Source organism: Streptomyces sp. R44, from assembly GCF_041053105.1.
Lineage (GTDB): Bacteria > Actinomycetota > Actinomycetes > Streptomycetales > Streptomycetaceae > Streptomyces.
Genome location: NZ_CP163444.1, coordinates 3739642 through 3757917, shown reverse-complemented (window position 1 = coordinate 3757917; position 18276 = coordinate 3739642). Strand labels below are relative to the sequence as shown.

At 72.2% G+C, this 18276-nt stretch carries 14 protein-coding genes; 9 read left to right on the top strand and 5 right to left on the bottom strand.

The window, feature by feature from the left end:
• Window positions 1–96: 96 nt before the first annotated feature.
• The 3 genes from AB5J54_RS17285 to AB5J54_RS17275 are packed head-to-tail and all read right to left on the bottom strand — an operon-like array spanning window position 97 to window position 2443.
• Window positions 97–873 carry an enoyl-CoA hydratase/isomerase family protein gene (locus AB5J54_RS17285; RefSeq protein WP_369144806.1) on the bottom strand — a complete coding sequence of 259 codons (777 nt, stop codon included), beginning with the start codon at window positions 871–873 and terminating at the stop codon, window positions 97–99.
• Window positions 870–1295 carry a Zn-ribbon domain-containing OB-fold protein gene (locus AB5J54_RS17280; RefSeq protein ID WP_369144805.1) on the bottom strand — a complete coding sequence of 142 codons (426 nt, stop codon included), beginning with the start codon at window positions 1293–1295 and terminating at the stop codon, window positions 870–872. The genes AB5J54_RS17285 and AB5J54_RS17280 overlap by 4 nt, the downstream gene beginning before the upstream one ends.
• Before the next feature lie 5 nt (window positions 1296–1300).
• Window positions 1301–2443: a lipid-transfer protein gene (locus AB5J54_RS17275; RefSeq protein ID WP_369144804.1), complete on the bottom strand. Its 1143-nt coding sequence runs from the start codon at window positions 2441–2443 to the stop codon at window positions 1301–1303.
• 84 nt (window positions 2444–2527) lie between these two features.
• Here AB5J54_RS17275 and AB5J54_RS17270 point away from each other — a divergent pair, with 84 nt between their 5' ends.
• A complete protein-coding gene (locus tag AB5J54_RS17270) occupies window positions 2528–4108 on the top strand; it encodes a FadD3 family acyl-CoA ligase (protein WP_369144803.1) in 1581 nt (526 codons plus the stop codon).
• 92 nt (window positions 4109–4200) lie between these two features.
• Entirely contained in the window at window positions 4201–4848 is a 648-nt protein-coding gene (locus AB5J54_RS17265) for a hypothetical protein (RefSeq protein ID WP_369144802.1), read from the top strand.
• A gap of 338 nt (window positions 4849–5186) precedes the next feature.
• On the opposite strand, the gene AB5J54_RS17260 is transcribed toward AB5J54_RS17265, so the two are convergent.
• Together AB5J54_RS17260 and AB5J54_RS17255 are read right to left on the bottom strand one after the other, a co-directional pair.
• Window positions 5187–5417: a hypothetical protein gene (locus AB5J54_RS17260; RefSeq protein ID WP_369144801.1), complete on the bottom strand. Its 231-nt coding sequence runs from the start codon at window positions 5415–5417 to the stop codon at window positions 5187–5189.
• A gap of 210 nt (window positions 5418–5627) precedes the next feature.
• Window positions 5628–8672 (bottom strand): BTAD domain-containing putative transcriptional regulator, encoded by a 3045-nt coding sequence (locus tag AB5J54_RS17255; protein WP_369144800.1) that lies wholly within the window; start codon window positions 8670–8672, stop codon window positions 5628–5630.
• 167 nt (window positions 8673–8839) lie between these two features.
• On the opposite strand from AB5J54_RS17255, the gene AB5J54_RS17250 reads away from it, so the two are divergent.
• From AB5J54_RS17250 to AB5J54_RS17220, 7 genes are all read left to right on the top strand, one after another.
• Window positions 8840–10057 (top strand): amidohydrolase family protein, encoded by a 1218-nt coding sequence (locus AB5J54_RS17250; RefSeq protein WP_369144799.1) that lies wholly within the window; start codon window positions 8840–8842, stop codon window positions 10055–10057.
• Between the two features lie 189 nt (window positions 10058–10246).
• On the top strand, window positions 10247–11494 hold the full coding sequence (locus tag AB5J54_RS17245) for a hypothetical protein (RefSeq protein ID WP_369144798.1): 1248 nt from the start codon (window positions 10247–10249) through the stop codon (window positions 11492–11494).
• 159 nt (window positions 11495–11653) lie between these two features.
• Complete coding sequence (locus tag AB5J54_RS17240; protein ID WP_369144797.1) at window positions 11654–12571, top strand: LLM class F420-dependent oxidoreductase; 918 nt, start codon at window positions 11654–11656, stop codon at window positions 12569–12571.
• Between the two features lie 11 nt (window positions 12572–12582).
• On the top strand, window positions 12583–13344 hold the full coding sequence (locus AB5J54_RS17235) for an SDR family NAD(P)-dependent oxidoreductase (RefSeq protein WP_369144796.1): 762 nt from the start codon (window positions 12583–12585) through the stop codon (window positions 13342–13344).
• Window positions 13345–13443: 99 nt separating this feature from the next.
• Window positions 13444–14568: an LLM class flavin-dependent oxidoreductase gene (locus AB5J54_RS17230; protein ID WP_369144795.1), complete on the top strand. Its 1125-nt coding sequence runs from the start codon at window positions 13444–13446 to the stop codon at window positions 14566–14568.
• Window positions 14569–14999: 431 nt separating this feature from the next.
• Complete coding sequence (locus AB5J54_RS17225) at window positions 15000–16733, top strand: amidohydrolase family protein (RefSeq protein WP_369144794.1); 1734 nt, start codon at window positions 15000–15002, stop codon at window positions 16731–16733.
• Entirely contained in the window at window positions 16730–18187 is a 1458-nt protein-coding gene (locus AB5J54_RS17220) for an aldehyde dehydrogenase family protein (RefSeq protein WP_369144793.1), read from the top strand. The genes AB5J54_RS17225 and AB5J54_RS17220 overlap by 4 nt, the downstream gene beginning before the upstream one ends.
• Window positions 18188–18276 lie beyond the last annotated feature (89 nt).

Below are 18276 nucleotides of genomic sequence, written 5' to 3'. Positions count from 1 at the left end.
GGCGAGGCCCGATCCGGCTGCGAACGCGGGGCTGTCCCACCGCCGTTGACGGTGTTTCATCAAATCAAGATCCATTAAAACAGAATGTTGCAACCGCTATCGGAGCCGGTGCCCGTCGCTCCTCCGGGTGAAAAGCTCCGCCTGCCGGTCCGCCGGCAGGTTCCCGAGCGTCACCAGGTGCGGGGCGTGCGCGAGGGCCGGGGTGCGGGAGGCGTCCCTGGTGGACCAGAGGGCCCGGACGGTGCCCTGGACGGCCCCGGTCGGGTACGAGGCGATGACGGCGGCGGCGCGGAGCGCGGCATCGAGGGCTCCGCCGGGTTCCGTCACCTCGCTGACCAGGCCCGTCTCGTACGCGCGGCGGGCGGAGACCCGTTCGGCGGTGCCCATGAGGGCCATCCGGGCGATTTCTCCGTACGGCATCTTCTGCGCCATGTGGACGGTCTCGAAGGCGCTGACCATCCCGTAGGTGGTGTGCGGGTCGAAGAAGGTGGCGCTCTCGCCCGCGATCAGGAACTCCGCCTCGCCGAGCAGGTAGAAGGCGCCGCCGCAGGCCATGCCCTCGACGGCGGCGATCACCGGTTTCCACAGGTCGTTCGCCTTGGGGCCGATGGTGAGGAGGGGGTCGTCGATCGTGTACGGGGAGGAGGGCTGCGGGATCCTTCCGGCGTCCTCGCGGTCGATCCCGGTGCAGAAGGCCCGCCCGCCGGCCCCGGTGACGACGACGGCCCGGACCTCGTCCTCGTACCGGAAGCTCCGCCAGACGGCCCCCAGTTCGCGGGCCATCTCCAGGGTGATCGCGTTGTGTCTGGCGGGCCGGTCGAGGGTGACGACCGCGACCCCGGTCTCCTTGTCGCGTTCCACGCGGACGGTCATGGGCGCTCCAGGAGCCAGCGGGGGACGGCGAGGCCGTCGATCTCGGTGAAGGCGACCCGGACGGGGGCGCCGATGCGGAGCCGGGCCGGGTCTACGGAGTTCAGGGGGGCGTCGGGCGCGGCGACGACGTTGCCGGCGAGGCGGATGCGGGGAGCGTCGGCGAGTTCGACGAGGACCGCGTTGTACGGGGCCTGGGCGGCGTAGTCGGGCAGGAGCGGCGGGTGGGGGAGGACGTACGACCAGATGCGGCCGCGTCCGGACATGAGCCGCCACTCGCTGTCGAAGGACCGGCAGTGCGGGCAGCAGGGGCGGGGCGGGAAGCGGAGCTCGCCGCAGTCGGCGCAGGCCTGGACGCGGAGTTCGCCGCGGGCGGCGTACTCCCAGAAGGGGGCGCCGTCTTCGTCGATGACGGGGTTCAGCAAGGGGATCAGCTCCTGAGGAGGATGGCCGAGGTGGGGACGCCCTCGCCCGCCGTGACCAGGCAGGTGGCCGCGTCGGGGACCTGGGCGGTGGAGGTGCCGCGGAGCTGCTTGACGCCCTCGTTGATGAGGTTGAAGCCGTGGACGTACGCCTCGGAGAGCCCGCCGCCGCCGGTGTTGAGCGGCAGCCTGCCGCCGATCTCCAGGGCGCCCCCTTCGGTGAAGGCGGCCCCTTCTCCTCTGCCGCAGAAGCCGTAGCCCTCCAGGGAGAGCGGGACGAGCGGGGTGAAGGCGTCGTAGATCTGGGCGACGTCCACGTCGGCGGGGCCGAAGTCGGCCTGCTTCCAGAGGTGGCGGGCGGCGGTCCAGGCGGGGCCGGAGAGCGGGTCGTCGTTCCAGTAGTTGACCATGCCGTGGTGCTGGGCGGGCAGGCCCTGGGCGGCGGAGTGCACGTAGACGGGTTTCCGGCGGCAGTCGCGGGCGCGCTCGGCGGAGACGATCACGCAGGCGAGCGCACCGTCCGTCTCCAGGCAGTTGTCGAAGAGGCAGAGGGGTTCGCTGATCCAGCGGGCCGTCATGTACATCTCGCGGGTCAGCGGGCGCTCGTACATGATCGCGGCGGGGTTCTGGTTGGCGCGGTTGCGGCAGGCCAGGGCGACGTTGAAGAGGTGGTCGCGGGTGGCGCCGTACTCGTGCATGTAGCGGCGGGCGAGCATGCCGATCTCGTCGGCGGGGCGGAGCAGCCCGAAGGGGCGGGTCCACTGGCCGGGGGTGGGCAGCTGGACGGCGGTGTTCTTCCAGGGGCGGGGGCCCGAGCCCCGTTTCCGGGACCGCCAGGCGACGCCGACGCTCGCCTGGCCGGTGGCGACGGCGGCGGCGAGGTGGCCGACGGTGGCGCAGGAGCCGCCTCCGCCGAACCCCACCTTGCTGAAGAAGGTGACGTCGCCGGCCCCGATGGCCTTGGCCACCTCGACCTCGTCGGTCTCCTCCATTGTGTACGAGGCGAAGGCGTCGACCTCGGAGGGGTCGATGCCGGCGTCGTCGAGAGCGGCGAGGATCGCCCGGCAGGCGAGGGTCTTCTCGGTCTCGTGGAGCTGTTTCGCGAAGGCGGTCTGTCCTATCCCGACGATGGCCGTGGCGTCCTTGAGCACCGAACCTCCTCATGGGGCAGCACTGCTGACAGCGCGTCAGGCTACAACTAATCTGACGGATAGTCAGCTACAGGGAGGTGGGGCATGGACGTCAGCATGGACCCGGGTGATGACCCGCGCGGCGACCTGGAGTGGGGCACGATCCCCGGACTCGTACGGGCGGCGGCCGAGCGGTACGGACGGCGGGAGGCCGTCGTCGACGGCCGCGTCCGCGTCACCTACGCCGAACTCGGCGAACGCGTCGAACGGGCCGCCGCGGCCTGCCTCGTCACCGGGATACGGAGCGGGGACCGGATCGCCATCTGGGCCCCCAACACCCTCGACTGGATCGTCTCCGCCCTCGGCGCCGTCACCGCCGGCGCCGTCCTCGTCCCCCTGAACACCCGCTTCAAGGGCACCGAGGCCGCCGACGTCCTCCGGCGCTCCCGCGCCCGGCTGCTCTTCGTCACCGGTACCTTCCTCGGCACCTCGTACGTGGCCTCCCTGCGCCGCTCGGGCATCGAACTCCCCGACCTGGAAAAGGTGGTGGTCCTCGGCGACACCGCCCCCGACGAGGCCGGCTGGACGACCCTGAAGGCCTTCCTCGCGGAGGGCGACAGCGTCCCGGCCGCCCGGGTCCGCGCCCGCGCCGACGGCATCGACCCCGACGCCCCCTCCGACATCATCTACACCTCGGGCACCACCGGCCGTCCCAAGGGCGCCGTCATCAGCCACGCCCAGTCCCTGCGCTGCTACGCGATCTGGTCCGATCTCGCGGGCCTGGCGGAAGGCGACCGCTACCTCGTGGTGAACCCCTTCTTCCACACCTTCGGCTACAAGGCCGGCATCCTCGCCTGCCTCATGCGGGGCGCGGTGATCGTCCCGCAGTCCGTCTTCACCGTCGACACCGTCCTCGCCAACATCGCCGCCGAACGCATCACCGTCCTCCCCGGCCCGCCCACCCTCCACCAGTCCCTCCTGGACCACCCGGCCCGCCCCGCGCACGACCTCGCCACCCTCCGCCTCGTCGTGACGGGCGCGGCCGTGGTCCCGCTCCGGCTGGTCGAACGCCTCCGCTCCGAACTGGGCGTGGGCACGGTCCTCACGGCGTACGGCCTGTCGGAGGCGAGCGGCATCGTCACGATGTGCCGCCGCGACGACCCGGACGGGACGATCGCCAGGACCTCCGGCCGCCCGGTCCCCGGCACGGAGGTGCGCCTCTCGGAGACGGGCGAGGTGCTGGTCCGGGGCCACCACGTGATGAGCGGCTACTTCGAGGACGAGGAGGCGACGGCGGCGACGATCGACGCGGACGGCTGGCTGCACACCGGGGACATCGGCGTCCTGGACGAGACGGGGAACCTCCGGATCACCGACCGGCTCAAGGACATGTTCATCGTCGGCGGCTTCAACGCCTACCCGGCCGAGATCGAACAGCTCCTCGGCCTGCACCCCGACATCGCGGACGTCGCCGTCATCGGCATCCCGGACGCGCGCCTGGGCGAGGTCGGCAAGGCCTTCGCCGTACGGCGGCCGGGGGCGGGGGTCACGGCGGACGACCTGATCGCCTGGTCGCGGCGGGAGATGGCGAACTACAAGGTGCCGAGGGAGGTCGAGTTCGTGCCGGAGCTGCCGAGGAACGCGAGCGGGAAAGTGGTGAAGGGGGAGCTGAGGGAGCGGGGCTGACGAAGGGAGGAGAAACCGCAACCAACTCCCTCCGTGTACACGTCATACGGGCAAGCCTTCGTGTACGTACCTTCTCCCTCCAGGAGCAGCCGGTGCCGACGCAAGAGATCCCCCTCACGCTCACCCCGCAGCAGGCCGCCCAGGGCGTGATCCTCACCGTCCAGCTGCCGTCCGGTCCCGCCCACATCACCGTCCGCCCCTGCCGCCACGGCGAACTCGTCGCGGCCCGGCTCGGCGAGGGCACGGTGTACCTGCGCATCACGGTCGCCGGGGCGGCCCCGAAGAAGTCCTCCGGCCTGGGCTGCCTGGTCGCGCTCTGCGTCATCGGAGCGCTGGTCGGCGGCTCGTACCTCCTGAACAAGGACGAGGACGAGAGTCCCGGCAGCGCGGGCCCCCTCCCCACGCCGACCTCCGCCTCCTCCTCGTACTCCTACGAACCGCTCCCCGTCGCGACCCCCACGGAGGAGGAACCCGACCCGTACGAGAAGGGCACCTGCCTCAACGGCACCCTCCCGAACTCGGAGACCGCGCAGAGCGTCAGCGGCGTCGAAGAGGTGTCGTGCTCGGCCTCGGACGCCCACTACAAGGTCATCCAGACCTTCCCCTTCACCTCCGACATGAACAACTGCAACGCCAACCCGAAGACGGAGTACGCCTTCTCCCACCGCTACACGATGAACGGCACGACCATCAGCGAGTACGTCTACTGCCTCGTCGGCCTCGGCTCCTACGCCCGCTGACGGGCCGGCACCACGATCCCCATCGCCACGCACCACGCGGGGACCCTGACGGTCGAGGACTCGGCGCGCGGGGCGCGCCTGGTGGCCCGCTTCCCGGCGTGCGCTCGCCCGTCCGGCTGACGCCCTGCGCACAGCCGGAGGGGCCGGGCATCTGCCCGGCCCCTCCTTGTGCGGTGGTCCGATCGCGTTGCGCACGGGCCCTGCCCGGACGGATCCCCCCTGGTTCCGTCCCGGGTGTCCCCCGAGTCCGTGTGCTCCCCCGTCGACCGGACCTCCTGTGGCTGGCCCCGGCAGCTCCCCCGAAGTCGCCGCCGCGGCCGTTCCCCGTCGGGAGTGGTCTACTTGGCCGGCTCCGTGGTGGCGTGCATGTTGTCCGTGGTGGCCGTGCCGGCGCTGCCCTCGATGGGCTCCGTGGTGGCGTGCATGTTGCCGCTGATGCCGAGCTTCTCGGCCACCGCGTCGGCGAGCGGAGCGTCCGTCGCGTGCATGTTCTTGCTGACGATGTCCTCGCCGGTGGCGTGCATGTTCGTCGGCTTGGCTATGGGCGTGGTCGGGTCCAGGTCGGCCATGGTGATCAACTCCCGTGATGACTTCGGATGGGGCGAGTGGGCCCTGCCGGCCGTTCCCCCGTGGACAGCCGGGGGCCCACTCGGAGCCGTTCACCCTAGTGCGACGGTGTGACGGCCGTACCACCGACCCGTCTGCCCCCCGACGCGGCGGATCGATGAGAGAAGACTGCCGCACGGTCATAAACGAACGATGAACGGGCAGCTCAGTGGTCAGACGGCAGCGGTTTCCAACAGCAGGGTTCGCACCTCGGATTCCTCGGGCGAGCCCAGTTCCACGAAGATGTCGAGTGCTTCCTGCCAGCAGACCCGTGCCCGCCCGTGCTGCCCTATGCCGGACAGCGCGCGCCCCAGCACGACGAGGACCTGACCGCGCCGCCACTCGCCGCCCACTCCCCTGAGGATGACCAGGGCCATCTCGGAGTTCGACGCGGCCGGGGCGAAGCGACGGGCGGCGATGTCCACCTCGGCGATCCTGAAGAGCGACATACCTTCCCAGAGACGCTGCCTGCTGTCCTGGAACACGGCGAGTGCCTCGGCGAGCCGGGCAGCGGCCTCGACCAGTTGTCCGCTCTGGGTCAGTGCGAGTCCCAGTGCGTAGCGACCGTTGGCACCCTTGAGCGCGTGACCCATGGCGTCGTACATGTCGGTGCCACGCTGGGCCAGTTCGACGGCGGTGTCCGTCTGGCCCATCGCCAGGTGGATCCGGGAGAGGTTGCACAGGGCGCTGGCCTCGCCGGCCGCGTCGTCGCAGGCACGGAACGATGCCGTCGCCTGGGTGAGGAAGCGTTCTCCGTCGGCGTTGCGTCCCTGATAGAGCGCCATGATGCCAAGGGCGTTGGCCGCCCAGCACAGCGGAAGGCCGTCGCCCGTCGTGGAGGCGAGGTCCATGGCCTCGTGGGCGTGACCGTCGGCCTCGTCGAAGCGGCCCGCCACGTGCTGGACGTACGCCAGGGTCAGTGCCGCGCGCCCCTCCGCCCGGACGTCCCCCGCCCCGTTCGCCGCCTCCCGCAGGACCGTCGCGACCGCCTCGTACTCCTTCGAGTTCGCGCCCGACTCCGCCAGGTCCAGGGACGCCCACAGGAGGTCCACCCCCCGGCGGAGGGTCGCCGGGGAGGCCGCCGACTGGCGGACCGTGGCCAGGAGGCAGTTCGCCTCCGCGTAGAGCCAGTCCTGGGCCTCGTGGCGGTCCGTGACGGTGAGGCCCTCGTAGGCCGTCGGTTCCAGGTGGTCCACCAGGCGGTCGCCCGGGCGCTCGATCGCGTAGACCCTCGCGGCCGTGGAGAGGTAGAAGTCCAGGAGGCGGGAGAGCGCCGCCTCCTTCTCCGACGGCGGCTGTTCGTCGCGGTCCGCGCACGCACGCGCGTAGAGGCGGACCAGATCGTGGTAGCGGTAGCGGCCGGGGGCCGCCGATTCCACCAGGGACGTGTCGACCAGGGCCTCCAGGAGGTCCTCCGTGTCCCAGAGGGGCAGGTCCAGGACCGCCGCCGCTGCCGCCAGGGAGATGTCCGGGCCGTCCGCCAGACCCAGGAGGCGGAAGGCGCGGGCCTGGGCCGGTTCCAGCTGGCCGTAGCCGAGTTCGAAGGTCGCCTTGACCGCCAGGTCGCCCGCCTGGAGCTCGTCCAGCCGGCGGCGTTCGTCCGCCAGCTTCGCCGCGAGCACCGACACCGTCCACGTGCGGCGGGCCGCAAGGCGCGAGGCCGCGATGCGGATCGCCAGAGGCAGGAAGCCGCAGGCCGCGACCACGTCCAGGGCCGCTTCCCGCTCCGACTGCACCCGCTCCTCGCCCACGATCCTCGTGAACAGCTGGAGCGCCTCCTCCGGGGACATCACGTCCAGGTCCACCAGGTGCGCGCCCGCCAGGTCGACCATGCGGATACGGCTCGTCACCAGCGCCGCGCAACCCGCCGTACCCGGCAGCAGCGGGCGGATCTGGGCCGCGTCGCGGGCGTTGTCGAGCAGGACCAGGACCCGGCGTCCGTCCAGCGTCGAGCGGTACAGCGCCGCCCGGTCGTCGAGCGAGTCCGGGATGGCCGAATCCGGTGTGCCCAGGGCGCGCAGGAAGGAGCCCAGGACCGTTTCCGGCGCGGCGGCGCGGTGGCCCGCGCCCTGGAGGTCCACGTACAGCTGCCCGTCCGGGAAGTGCGGGCGGGCCTCGTGGGCGACGTGCACGGCGAGCGTCGTCTTGCCGACGCCGCCGATGCCCGCGAGCGCCGAGACCGCCATGACGTGGCCCTCGGCGGTGGCGAGCCGGGCGCCCAGTTCCCGTACGAACGCGGCACGGCCGGTGAAGTCCGGGACGGTCGCCGGGAGCTGGGCCGGGCGGGCGACGGGCGCGGCCGTCGGGGCCGGCTCCTCGACCGGGCGGGCGAGCTCGGCGTCGGCCTGGAGGATGCGCTGCTGGAGCCGGGAGAGCTCGGGGGTCGGGTCGACGCCCAGTTCGTCCGCGAGGAGCCGACGGGTGTCCGCGTACACGGCGAGGGCCTCCGCCTGCCGTCCGCTGCGGTAGAGCGCGAGCATGAGGAGTTCGCGCAGCCGCTCCCGCAGCGGGTGCGCGGCGGTCAGCGCGGTCAGTTCGGAGACGGCCTCCGCGTGCGCGCCGACCTCCAGGTCGATGTCGAGGCGTGTCTCCAGAAGCGTCAGCCGCCACTCCTCCAGGCGCGTGCGCTGCGTCTCGGCGTACGGCCCCGGTACGGACGCGAGGACCTCGCCGTCCCACAGGTCCAGCGCCTCGGCGAGCTTCGCCCGGGCGGCCGTCCGGTCCCCGGCCGCGCGGAGCTTGTCCGCCTCGGCGGCCAGCTCCTGGGCCTCGGTCACGTCGAGGGCGGTCGTCCGGAGGGCGTATCCGCCGGACTCGCTGACCAGGACCTTCGGGTCGAGGGCCTTGCGGAGGCGGGAGGCGTACGTACGGACCGCGGCGAGCGCCTGGGAGGGCGGTTCCTCGCCCCAGAGCGCGTCGATCAGCTCGTGCGCGGTGGCGGTGCGGCCGCCGCGCAGGAGCAGCGCGGCCAGCAGGGCCCGCTGCTGCGGGGAGCCGGTGGGGACGGGTTCGCCGTCGCGCCAGGCGCGGACGGGGCCGAGCACGCCGAAGCGGAGCCCGCCGGAGGCGTCCCCGTTCGTGGCGGTGCCGGCGCGTACGTCGGCGCCCGCGCTCGTGTCGGTGCTCGTGTCGGTGCTCTTCTCTTCGCGCACCGGGGCCGTCGGGCCCATCCTCGGAGCCCGCTGCACCGGAACTCGCGGCCCGTTCTCACGGTCCATCGCTCCCCCTGCCCCTACCGCTGGTTTCGCCCTGGACAGTCTGCCTTGTCCGGAGGGAGTCCGTCAGCATCGGGTCGGCCGTTGTGAAGCCGTTGTGCGGCCGTGGCCCGGGGCGTTCTGGGCCCCACTAGCTGACGGCCCGTCAGATCAGCGCTACCGTGAAACCCATGGAGACCTTCCCGAAGATCATCTCGGTGGACGACCACACCGTGGAGCCCCCGCACGTCTGGCGGGACCGGCTCCCGTCCCGGTACCACGACACCGGACCCCGGATCGTCCGCGCCCCGCTCAGGGAAATGACCTTCCTCGGCGGCAAGTTCGCCCCGGTCATGGGCGCCAAGGGGGACGACGGGCCGATCGGCGACTGGTGGGTGTACGAGGATCTGCACCGACCCCTCACACGCCTCGACACCGCCGTCGGCTACGACCGGGACGAGATACGCCTCGAAGTCATCACCTACGAGCAGATGCGGCCGGGCTCGTACGACGTCGCCGCCCGCCTCGCCGACATGGACGTCAACCACGTCCAGTCCGCGCTCTGCTTCCCCACCTTCCCCCGCTTCTGCGGGCAGACCTTCACCGAGGCGGGCGACCGCGAGCTCGGCCTCCTCTGCGTCCGCGCCTACAACGACTGGATGGTCGAGGAGTGGTGCGGGCCCGAGGCGCACGGGCGGCTCATACCGCTCACCCTCATCCCGCTCTGGGACCCCGAGCTCGCCGCGGCCGAGGTCCGGCGCAACGCCGCGCGCGGGGTCCGGGCCGTCGCCTTCTCCGAGATCCCGCCGCACCTCGGGCTTCCCTCGGTCCACACGGACCACTGGGACCCCTTCTTCCGCGCGTGCGACGAGACCGGCACGGTCATCGCCATGCACATCGGCTCCTCCAGCCGGATGCCGTCCACCTCCGCCGACGCGCCGCCGGCCGTCGGCTCCACCATCACCTTCGCGAACTGCTGCTTCTCGATGGTCGACTGGCTGATGAGCGGCAAGTTCGAGCGCTTCCCGAACCTGAGGATCATGTACGCCGAGGGCCAGATCGGCTGGATCCCGTACATCCTGGAGCGCGCGGACGTCGTCTGGGAGGAGAACCGCGCCTGGGGCGGCGTCGCCGACAAGGTCACGCGCCCGCCGTCCGAACTCTTCGCGGACCACGTCTTCGGCTGCTTCTTCGACGACGCCTTCGGACTGCGCAACCTCGACGCGATCGGGGCCGCGAACGTCCTGTACGAGACCGACTACCCGCACTCGGACTCCACCTGGCCCAAGTCGAAGGAGGTCGGCGAGGCCCAGATGGGTCACCTGCCCGCCGACGTCGTCGAGCGGATCGTCCGCGGCAACGCGATCGACCTCCTGGGACTGTCCCCGGAAGGGCTCTGGCGGGCCTAGTCCCGTGACCACGGCCGGGTCCTCGGGGGGCCCGGCCGTTTGTCGCCCCAATGGCCCAACGAGGCGGCCCCCTGATAGCGGAGTGTCATGGACTGCGCGCAAATAGTAGTCAAGTGTGCGCTTCTTGCGCCCATCACGAGACAGCCACGGTGGACGTCCCCCGGGACGTTCGCGAACGGAGCCTGTGACATGACCCCCGACCTCCCGCACATCCATCCGGCGGACCACGACATAGAACCGACCGCAGAGCCCCGCCAGGTTCCGTCCCACCCGTCGGTTGTCTCCTCGTCCCCGGCGCTCGTCGTGCCTCCCTTCCCCGATCGTCCGGCGGCGCCCCCCGCCGTATCGGCGGTACTGGAGGCCCCGGCCGCCCCGGAGCCCCAGAGCGCTTCGGAGTCGCAGGCCGCTTCGGAGTCCCTGGCCGCCGAACCGGAGTCGCTGACCGCTTCGGAGTCCCTGGCCGCCGAACCGGAGTCGCTGACCGCTTCGGAGTCCCTCGTCGACTCGGAGTCCCTCGTCGATGCGACGTCCCCCCTCGCCTCCGAGGCCGCTCCTGAGTCGGTGGCCCAGGAGGAGACCGGTGACGAAGCCGTCCACACGCTGCTGACGACGGCGGCGACCGAGCGGCCCGTCGAGGAGGTCGCCACGCTGGTGGCCCGTCTCCAGGAGACCGGTGAGGTCTCCAGCCCCGCCGACGTGGCGCTCCGCGCCGCGGCCGTCAGCCGCCCGCTCGACGAGGTGCGCCAGCTCCTCGCGCTGCTCAACGCCTCCGGGTACGACCTCCACCAGGCCGAGACCACGCTGCGCGCCGCGGCGGTCGGCCGGCCGGTCGAGGACGTGGTCCAGCTCGTCGGCATCCTCGGCGCCGACAGCAGCGACTGGCAGTCCACCGGGGGCGGGGACGCCGAGCCGCGGAAGGCCGAACCCGAAAGAGCCGGGCCGGCCGCCACCGTCCCGAAGCGTGGCCGGGGCGCCTCCAAGGGGCGGAAGTCCCCGCTGGACGGCGCACTGGCCTCGGGCCCCGGCAGCCACACCAGCTCTCCCGCGCTGCGGTCGGTGCTGCGCTGGCCCGCGGCGGTCGCGCTGTTCGCCTGCGGCCTCATCCATCTGCCGACGGACCTGGACGGTCTCCGCTCGGGCGGCGACGCGCAGGCGCTGTCCGTGGTCGTCACCGTGCTCTGCCTGGCCTGCGCGGTGTGGCTCGCGGCCCGGGACACCCTGATCGCCTGGGCCGCAGCCGCGGGTGTCGCCGTGTTCGTCATCGCGCTCCACGGAGTCGCGGGCGCGCGCACCGTCGACCTGCTGAGCGGCAGCCTCGGCACCACCTTCGCCTGGGCGAAGGCGCTGGCCCTCCTGAGCGCCGTGGGCATCGTCTGCCTGGCCGGCGCGGCCGTGGTGCGCCACGCGAGGGCGGCCGGCGCGGCGGACAGCACCTGACCCACCGGAGTACGAAGACCCCCGCCCGGGCAGCGCCGCGCTGCCCGGGCGGGGGCGTGTCCGGCACCGGGAACCTCCTACCCCTTGCCTGATGGATCGTCAGGTACGAGCATGGGCCTGCTCGTTGAAGTGACGATCCGTCAGATTCGGGGGTCCCCCATGGTGGTCTACGGCATGCAGCTGCCGGTCCAGTCGCAGAGCACCCTCTACGCCGAGCCCTGGGAGGCGGCCGCGGGCCCGGCGGATCTGCTCGCCGTCGCCCGCGCCGCCGACGCGCACGGCTTCGACTACCTCGCGAGCTGCGACCACGTCGCCATCCCGCGCCGGCTCGCCGGGCCGATGAGCACCGTCTGGTACGACCCGGTCGCCACGCTCTCCTTCCTCGCCGCCGCCACCGAGCGGGTCCGGCTCCTCTCGCACGTCGCCGTCGTCGGCCTGCGCCATCCGCTCGTCACGGCCAAGGCGTACGCGACGCTCGACCACCTCTCCGGCGGCCGTCTGGTCCTCGGGGTCGGCGCCGGGCACGTCCAGGAGGAGTTCGAGGCGCTCGGGGTGGACTTCGCCCGCCGGGGCGCCGTGCTCGACGAGACGGTCGACGCGCTGCGGGCGGCCCTCGGGCCCGAGGAGTACCCGGAGCACCTGGGGGAGCGCTTCGCCTTCAAGGACCTCGGGCAGCTGCCCCGGCCCGCGCAGCGGCGGGTCCCGCTCTGGGTGGGCGGCTCCTCGCCGGCCGCCGTGCGCCGCGCCGCCCTCAAGGGCGACGGCTGGCTGCCGCAGGGCGACCCCCGCGAGAAGCTCGCCGAGCAGATCCGGAAGCTGCTGCGGCTGCGTACCGGGGCCGGGATCGCCGAGCCGATCACGGTCGGCGCGATCACCGAGGCGCTGTACGTCGGTACGCCCGGCTGGGAGGTCGGCCGGCGCACCCTGAGCGGCCGTCCGGAGGAGCTCGCCGCCTCCCTGCGGGCGTACGGCGAGATGGGCGTGCACCAGATCCAGGTCCGGTTCCGGTCCCGGAGCCGTACCGAACTCATCGACCAGATGGCGGCCTTCGGCACGGAGGTCGCACCCCACCTCTAAGGAGTGCGGACATGGGCAAGCTCGACGGGCGGGTCGTCCTCGTCACCGGGGCGGCGCGCGGGCAGGGCGAGCAGGAGGCGCGGCTGTTCGCCGCCGAGGGGGCGAAGGTGGTCCTCGGGGACGTCCTGGACGACGCCGGGGAGGCGCTCGCCAAGGAGCTGGGGGAGGACAGGGCCGCGTACGTCCGTCTGGACGTGACGAGCGAGGGGGACTGGGCGGCGGCCGTGGCGGCGGCCAGGGAGCGGTTCGGGAAGATCGACGGGCTCGTGAACAACGCGGGCATCCTCCGCTTCAACGAGCTGGTCTCGACGCCGCTGGAGGAGTTCCGGGCGATCGTCTCCGTCAACCAGACCGGCTGCTTCCTGGGCATCCGCACGGTCGCGCCCGAGATCGCGGCGGCCGGCGGCGGGACGATCGTCAACACCGCCTCGTACACGGGGATCACCGGCATGGCCGGGGTCGGCGCCTACGCGGCGAGCAAGCACGCGGTCCTCGGTCTGACCCGGGTCGCGGCGCTGGAGCTGGCGGGGAAGGGGATCCGGGTCAACGCGGTCTGTCCGGGCGCGATCGACACCCCGATGAGCAACCCGGAGGGCGTGGACCCGGCGGCCACCGCCGAGCTGTACCGCAGGCTCGTGCCGCTCGGGCGGATCGGCCGGCCGGAGGAGGTGGCGGCCCTCGCGCTCTTCCTGACCGGGGAGGACTCGGCGTACATCACGGGCCAGCCGTTCGTGATCGACGGCGGCTGGCTGGCGGGCGTGAGCCTCTTCTGACGGCTCGTCAGGTATTGACGCACCTGCGCGGTGGTGCGAGAGTCGGGCACATCAAGGAATCTGACGCATCGTCAGATAAGACGAGGACGGTGAACCCCCTTGGAATTCGGGATCTTCGTACAGGGATACGTCGGCAAGCGCGCCGAGACCGATCCCGAAGCCGAGCACAAGGCCCTCATGGAGGAGACCGAGTACGTCATCCAGGCCGACAAGTCCGGCTTCAAGTACGCCTGGGCCTCCGAGCACCACTTCCTGGAGGAGTACTCGCACCTCTCCGCCAACGACGTCTACCTGGGCTACCTCGCCCACGCCACCGACCGGATCCACCTCGGCTCGGGCATCTTCAACCCCCTCGCCCCCGTCAACCACCCGGTCAAGGTCGCCGAGAAGGTCGCGATGCTCGACCACCTCTCCGGCGGCCGCTTCGAGTTCGGCTCCGGGCGCGGGGCGGGCTCCCACGAGATCCTCGGGTTCATGCCGGGCATCACCGACATGAACCACACGAAGGAGATCTGGGAGGAGACCATCGCCGAGTTCCCCAAGATGTGGCTCCAGGACGAGTACGCCGGCTTCCAGGGCAAGCACTGGTCGCTGCCGCCCCGCAAGGTCCTCCCCAAGCCGTACGGGAAGTCCCACCCGGCGATGTGGTACGCGGCCGGTTCGCCGAGCTCCTACGCGATGGCGGGCAAGATGGGCCTGGGCGTCCTCGGCTTCAGCGTCCAGAAGGTCTCCGACATGGAGTGGGTCGTCGAGTCCTACAAGAACGCGATCAAGGAGGCCAAGGCGGTCGGCGACTTCGTCAACGACAACGTCATGGTGACCTCGACCGCGATCTGCGCCGAGACGCACGAGAAGGCCGTCGAGATCGCGGTGGGCGGCGGACTGAACTACCTCCAGTCCCTGTTGTTCCGCTACCACGACACGTTCCCGCGGCCGGAGGGCATCCCCGAGTGGCCGGAACTCCTGCCGGAGTACTCGGCCGAGATCATCGAACTCCTCATCCAGGAGGAGCTGATGATCTGCGGCGACCCGAGCGAGGTCCTGGCGCAGTGCAAGCGCTGGGAGCAGGCGGGGGCCGACCAGCTGTCCTTCGGGCTGCCGATCGGGATCTCGTACGAGGACACGATGAACTCGATCAAGCTGATCGGGGAGCACGTGATTCCTAGGATCGACACGGACCCGGTCCACCGCACGACCCGCATGCGCCAGTCCGCGGGCTCCTGACGCACCCCCCCGTGCGGGCCCGCGCCCCGTGTGGGCAATCGTCCCGCTGGGGCGGGACGGGTGGGCACACGGGACGGCGCCCTCTCGCGGCGCCTCCGCGTTCCGCGCCTTGACCCGCACCACGAGTGCGCCGTACCTGCGGGTGCGGGTACAGGCGCGGAAGCCTCTGGCGCCGGCAAGGCGCGGGTCCGTTGTGCCCACCCGTTCCGCCCCGGCGGAACGCATGCCCACAACGAGGGAGGGCACCGCCCCGGCGGAACGCATGCCCACAACGGCGGAAGCGCGGCCCACAACGAGGTGCATCCGAAGCGCGGGGTGGTGTCTTCCCGGACCGCCGCCCCGTCACCGCCCCGGCCGGGGCCCCGCGGCGGCCCCGGTCCGGGGCACACCCGCGTCCACGGAGAACGGACAGAGGACAGAGAGGGACCGCCATGCTCGACCACCTGATCACGGGCGCCACCGTCGTGGACGGCACCGGCGCCCCCGCCCGCGTCGCCGACGTCGGCATCCGCGACGGGCGGATCGTCTTCCCCGAGCCCGGCACCGAGGCGACCGCACGTACCACCGAGGACGCCACCGGCCTCGTCCTCGCGCCCGGCTTCGTCGACCCGCACACGCACTACGACGCCCAGCTGTTCTGGGACCCGTACGCCACCCCGTCCATGAACCACGGCGTCACCACCGTCGCCGGCGGCAACTGCGGCTTCACCCTGGCTCCGCTCCACCCGGACCGGCCCGAGGACGCCGACTACACGCGCCGCATGATGTCGAGGGTCGAGGGCATGGCCCTCAAGGCCCTGGAGGAGGGCGTCGACTGGAGCTGGTCGTCCTTCGCCGAGTACCTGGACGCCCTCGACGGCCGCATCGCCGTGAACGCGGGCTTCATGGTCGGCCACTGCGCCCTGCGCCGGTACGTGATGGGCGCGGACGCCGTCGGCGGACAGCCCACGGAAGAACAGCTGCAGCAGATGGTCGGTCTGCTCAAGGAGGCCATGGACGCCGGCGCCTGGGGGCTCTCCACCACCCAGTCCGCCACCCACTCCGACGGCGACGGCGCCCCCGTCGCCTCCCGGCACGCCACGCCCGCCGAGCTGATCGCCCTGTCGAAGGCCGTCGGTGAGCACGAGGGCACGCAGCTGGAGGCCATCCTCGCCGGGTGTCTCGACCAGTTCTCCGACGACGAGATCGAGCTGTTCGTCGAGATGACCGCCGCCGCCGGGCGGCCCCTCAACTGGAACGTCCTCACCATCGACGCCGCCGTCCCCGAGCGCGTCCCCCGCCAGCTCACCGCCTCCGAGCGGGCCCGCAAGTCCGGCGGCCGGATCGTCGCCCTCACGATGCCGATCCTCACCCCCATGAACATGTCCCTCGGGACCTTCTGCGCCCTCAACCTCATCCCGGGGTGGGGCGAGATCCTCGGCCTTCCCGTGCCCGAGCGGATCCGCAAGCTCCGCGATCCCGACGTACGGGCCGAGATGCTGCGGCGGGCGGACTCGAAGGAGGCCGGGGTCTTCCGGCGGCTCGCGCACTTCGGCCGGTACGTCATCGGCGACACGTACAGCCGGGAGAACGAGGGCCTCACCGGCCGCGTCGTGCGGGACATCGCGGCCGAGCGCGGCCAGGACCCCTTCCAGGCCCTCGTCGAGATCTGCGCCAACGACGACCTGAGGACCGTGCTGTGGCCGATGCCCAGCGACAACGACCCGGCCTCCTGGGCGCTGCGCCGGGAGACCTGGGACCACGAGGACGTGCTGCTCGGCGGCTCGGACGCGGGCGCGCACCTGGACCGGATGTGCGGCGCCCCGTACACCACCCGCTTCCTCGGCGACTGTCTGCGCGGCCGGAAGCTGGTCCCGCTGGAGCGCGCGGTGAAGATGCTGAGCGACGACCCGGCGCGGCTCTTCGGGCTCCGGGAGCGGGGCCGGATCGCGGAGGGCTTCCACGCCGACCTGGTGCTCTTCGACCCGGAGCGGATCGACGCGGGCCCGGCGACCCTCGTGCACGACCTGCCGGGGGACAGCCCGCGCCTCGACTCGCGCGCGGTGGGGATCGTGTCGGTGCGGGTCAACGGCGTGGAGACGGTACGGGACGACGAGGTGACCGGCGCGGTACCGGGGAAGGTGCTGCGCTCGGGCCGCGACACGAGGACGGTGAGCACGCGATGACCCGGATCGAGCGCCTCTACATAGGGGGAGAGTGGGTCGAGCCCGACGGCGGCCACTACGAGGTGATCGACCCGGCCTCCGAGGAGGTCGTCGGCCTCGCGCCGGAGGCCTCCCGGGCGCAGGTGTACGAGGCGGCCGCCGCCGCCCGCGAGGCCTTCGCGACCTGGTCCCGGACGAAACCGGAGGAGCGGGCGGCGATCCTCGACCGGGCCGCGGACCTGATGGCCCGGGACGCCGAGGAGAACACGCTCCTCGCCCGGGCCGAGACCGGCGCCACCACCGGCACCGCGCGCGGGATGCAGGTCGCGGTCGGCTCCTCCCGTTTCCGCCGGTACGCGCGCGGGGCGATGGAGCCGGTCGAGCAGGCGCTGCCCCCGCAGATCAACGAGGCCGGCCCGATGGGGAAGGCCGGGGTGTTCGGCGCGGTGGCGGTACGGCGCCCGGTCGGCGTCGTCACCTGCATCACCTCGTACAACAACCCCTGGGCCAACCCGGCGGGCAAGATCGCCCCGGCGCTCGCGATGGGCAACACGGTCGTGGTGAAGCCGGCCCCGCAGGATCCGCTCTCCGTGTACGCGATGACGCGCGCCCTGGAGGAGGCCGGGGTCCCGGCGGGCGTGGTGAACGTGGTGACCGGCTCCGCGCAGGCGGTGGGGGAGGCGGCCGTCGACTCCCCGGACGTCGACATGGTCTCCTTCACCGGCTCCACGGCCGTCGGGCAGGCGATCGGCGAGGTCTGCGGCCGCTCGCTCAAGCGGCAGCTGATGGAGCTGGGCGGGAAGGGGGCCGCGCTCGTCTTCGACGACGCCGACCTGGACTCGGCGGTGATGGGCATCGGGACGACGTTCGCCTTCTACAGCGGGCAGATCTGCACCGCCCCGACCCGGGTGCTCGCCCAGCGCGGGGTGTACGAGCGGCTGATCGAGAAGCTCACCGGCTATCTGGCCTTCATGAAGGTGGGGGACCCGGCCGCGCAGGGGACGGTCGTCGGCCCGGTGATCTCGGCGGCGCACCGCGACCGGGTGGAGTCGTACGTCGAACTGGGGAGGAAGGAAGGGGCGCGGGTCGTCGCGGGCGGCGAGCGTCCGGACTTCGCCCGGGGCTTCTACGTGGCCCCGACGCTGCTCGCCGACTGCACCAACGAGATGCGGGTGGTCCGGGAGGAGATCTTCGGCCCGGTCGTGGTGGTCGTGCCTTTCGACGACGAGGAGGAGGGGATCGCGCTCGCGAACGACAGCGACTACGGGCTGATCGACTACGTGTGGTCCGGCGACGTGGCCCGCGCCTTCCGCGTCGCGGCCCGGCTGCGGGCGGGCGGGGTGGGCGTGAACACGATCGGCCGGAACATGGAGGCGCCGTTCGGCGGCTTCAAGAAGAGCGGTGTCGGGCGGGACGTGGGCTCGTACGCGCTGCACGCGTACAGCGAGCTGCAGGCGGTCGTCTGGCCGGGGTGACGGCCGGGTGACGGCCGGGTGACGCGCCCTGGACGGCCGGGGTGAGAACCGTCTCGAAAATTCCATGGGAAATTTTCGAAACGGACATT

What these genes read in the sequence shown, in the direction of transcription:
- AB5J54_RS17285 (WP_369144806.1), bottom strand. Translation starts at nt 873, where the DNA reads ATGACCGTCCGCGTGGAACGCGACAAGGAGACCGGGGTCGCGGTCGTC.
- AB5J54_RS17270 (WP_369144803.1), top strand. Translation starts at nt 2,528, where the DNA reads ATGGACGTCAGCATGGACCCGGGTGATGACCCGCGCGGCGACCTGGAG.
- AB5J54_RS17260 (WP_369144801.1), bottom strand. Translation starts at nt 5,417, where the DNA reads ATGGCCGACCTGGACCCGACCACGCCCATAGCCAAGCCGACGAACATG.
- AB5J54_RS17255 (WP_369144800.1), bottom strand. Translation starts at nt 8,672, where the DNA reads ATGGACCGTGAGAACGGGCCGCGAGTTCCGGTGCAGCGGGCTCCGAGG.
- AB5J54_RS17250 (WP_369144799.1), top strand. Translation starts at nt 8,840, where the DNA reads ATGGAGACCTTCCCGAAGATCATCTCGGTGGACGACCACACCGTGGAG.
- AB5J54_RS17245 (WP_369144798.1), top strand. Translation starts at nt 10,247, where the DNA reads ATGACCCCCGACCTCCCGCACATCCATCCGGCGGACCACGACATAGAA.
- AB5J54_RS17240 (WP_369144797.1), top strand. Translation starts at nt 11,654, where the DNA reads ATGGTGGTCTACGGCATGCAGCTGCCGGTCCAGTCGCAGAGCACCCTC.
- AB5J54_RS17235 (WP_369144796.1), top strand. Translation starts at nt 12,583, where the DNA reads ATGGGCAAGCTCGACGGGCGGGTCGTCCTCGTCACCGGGGCGGCGCGC.
- AB5J54_RS17225 (WP_369144794.1), top strand. Translation starts at nt 15,000, where the DNA reads ATGCTCGACCACCTGATCACGGGCGCCACCGTCGTGGACGGCACCGGC.
- AB5J54_RS17220 (WP_369144793.1), top strand. Translation starts at nt 16,730, where the DNA reads ATGACCCGGATCGAGCGCCTCTACATAGGGGGAGAGTGGGTCGAGCCC.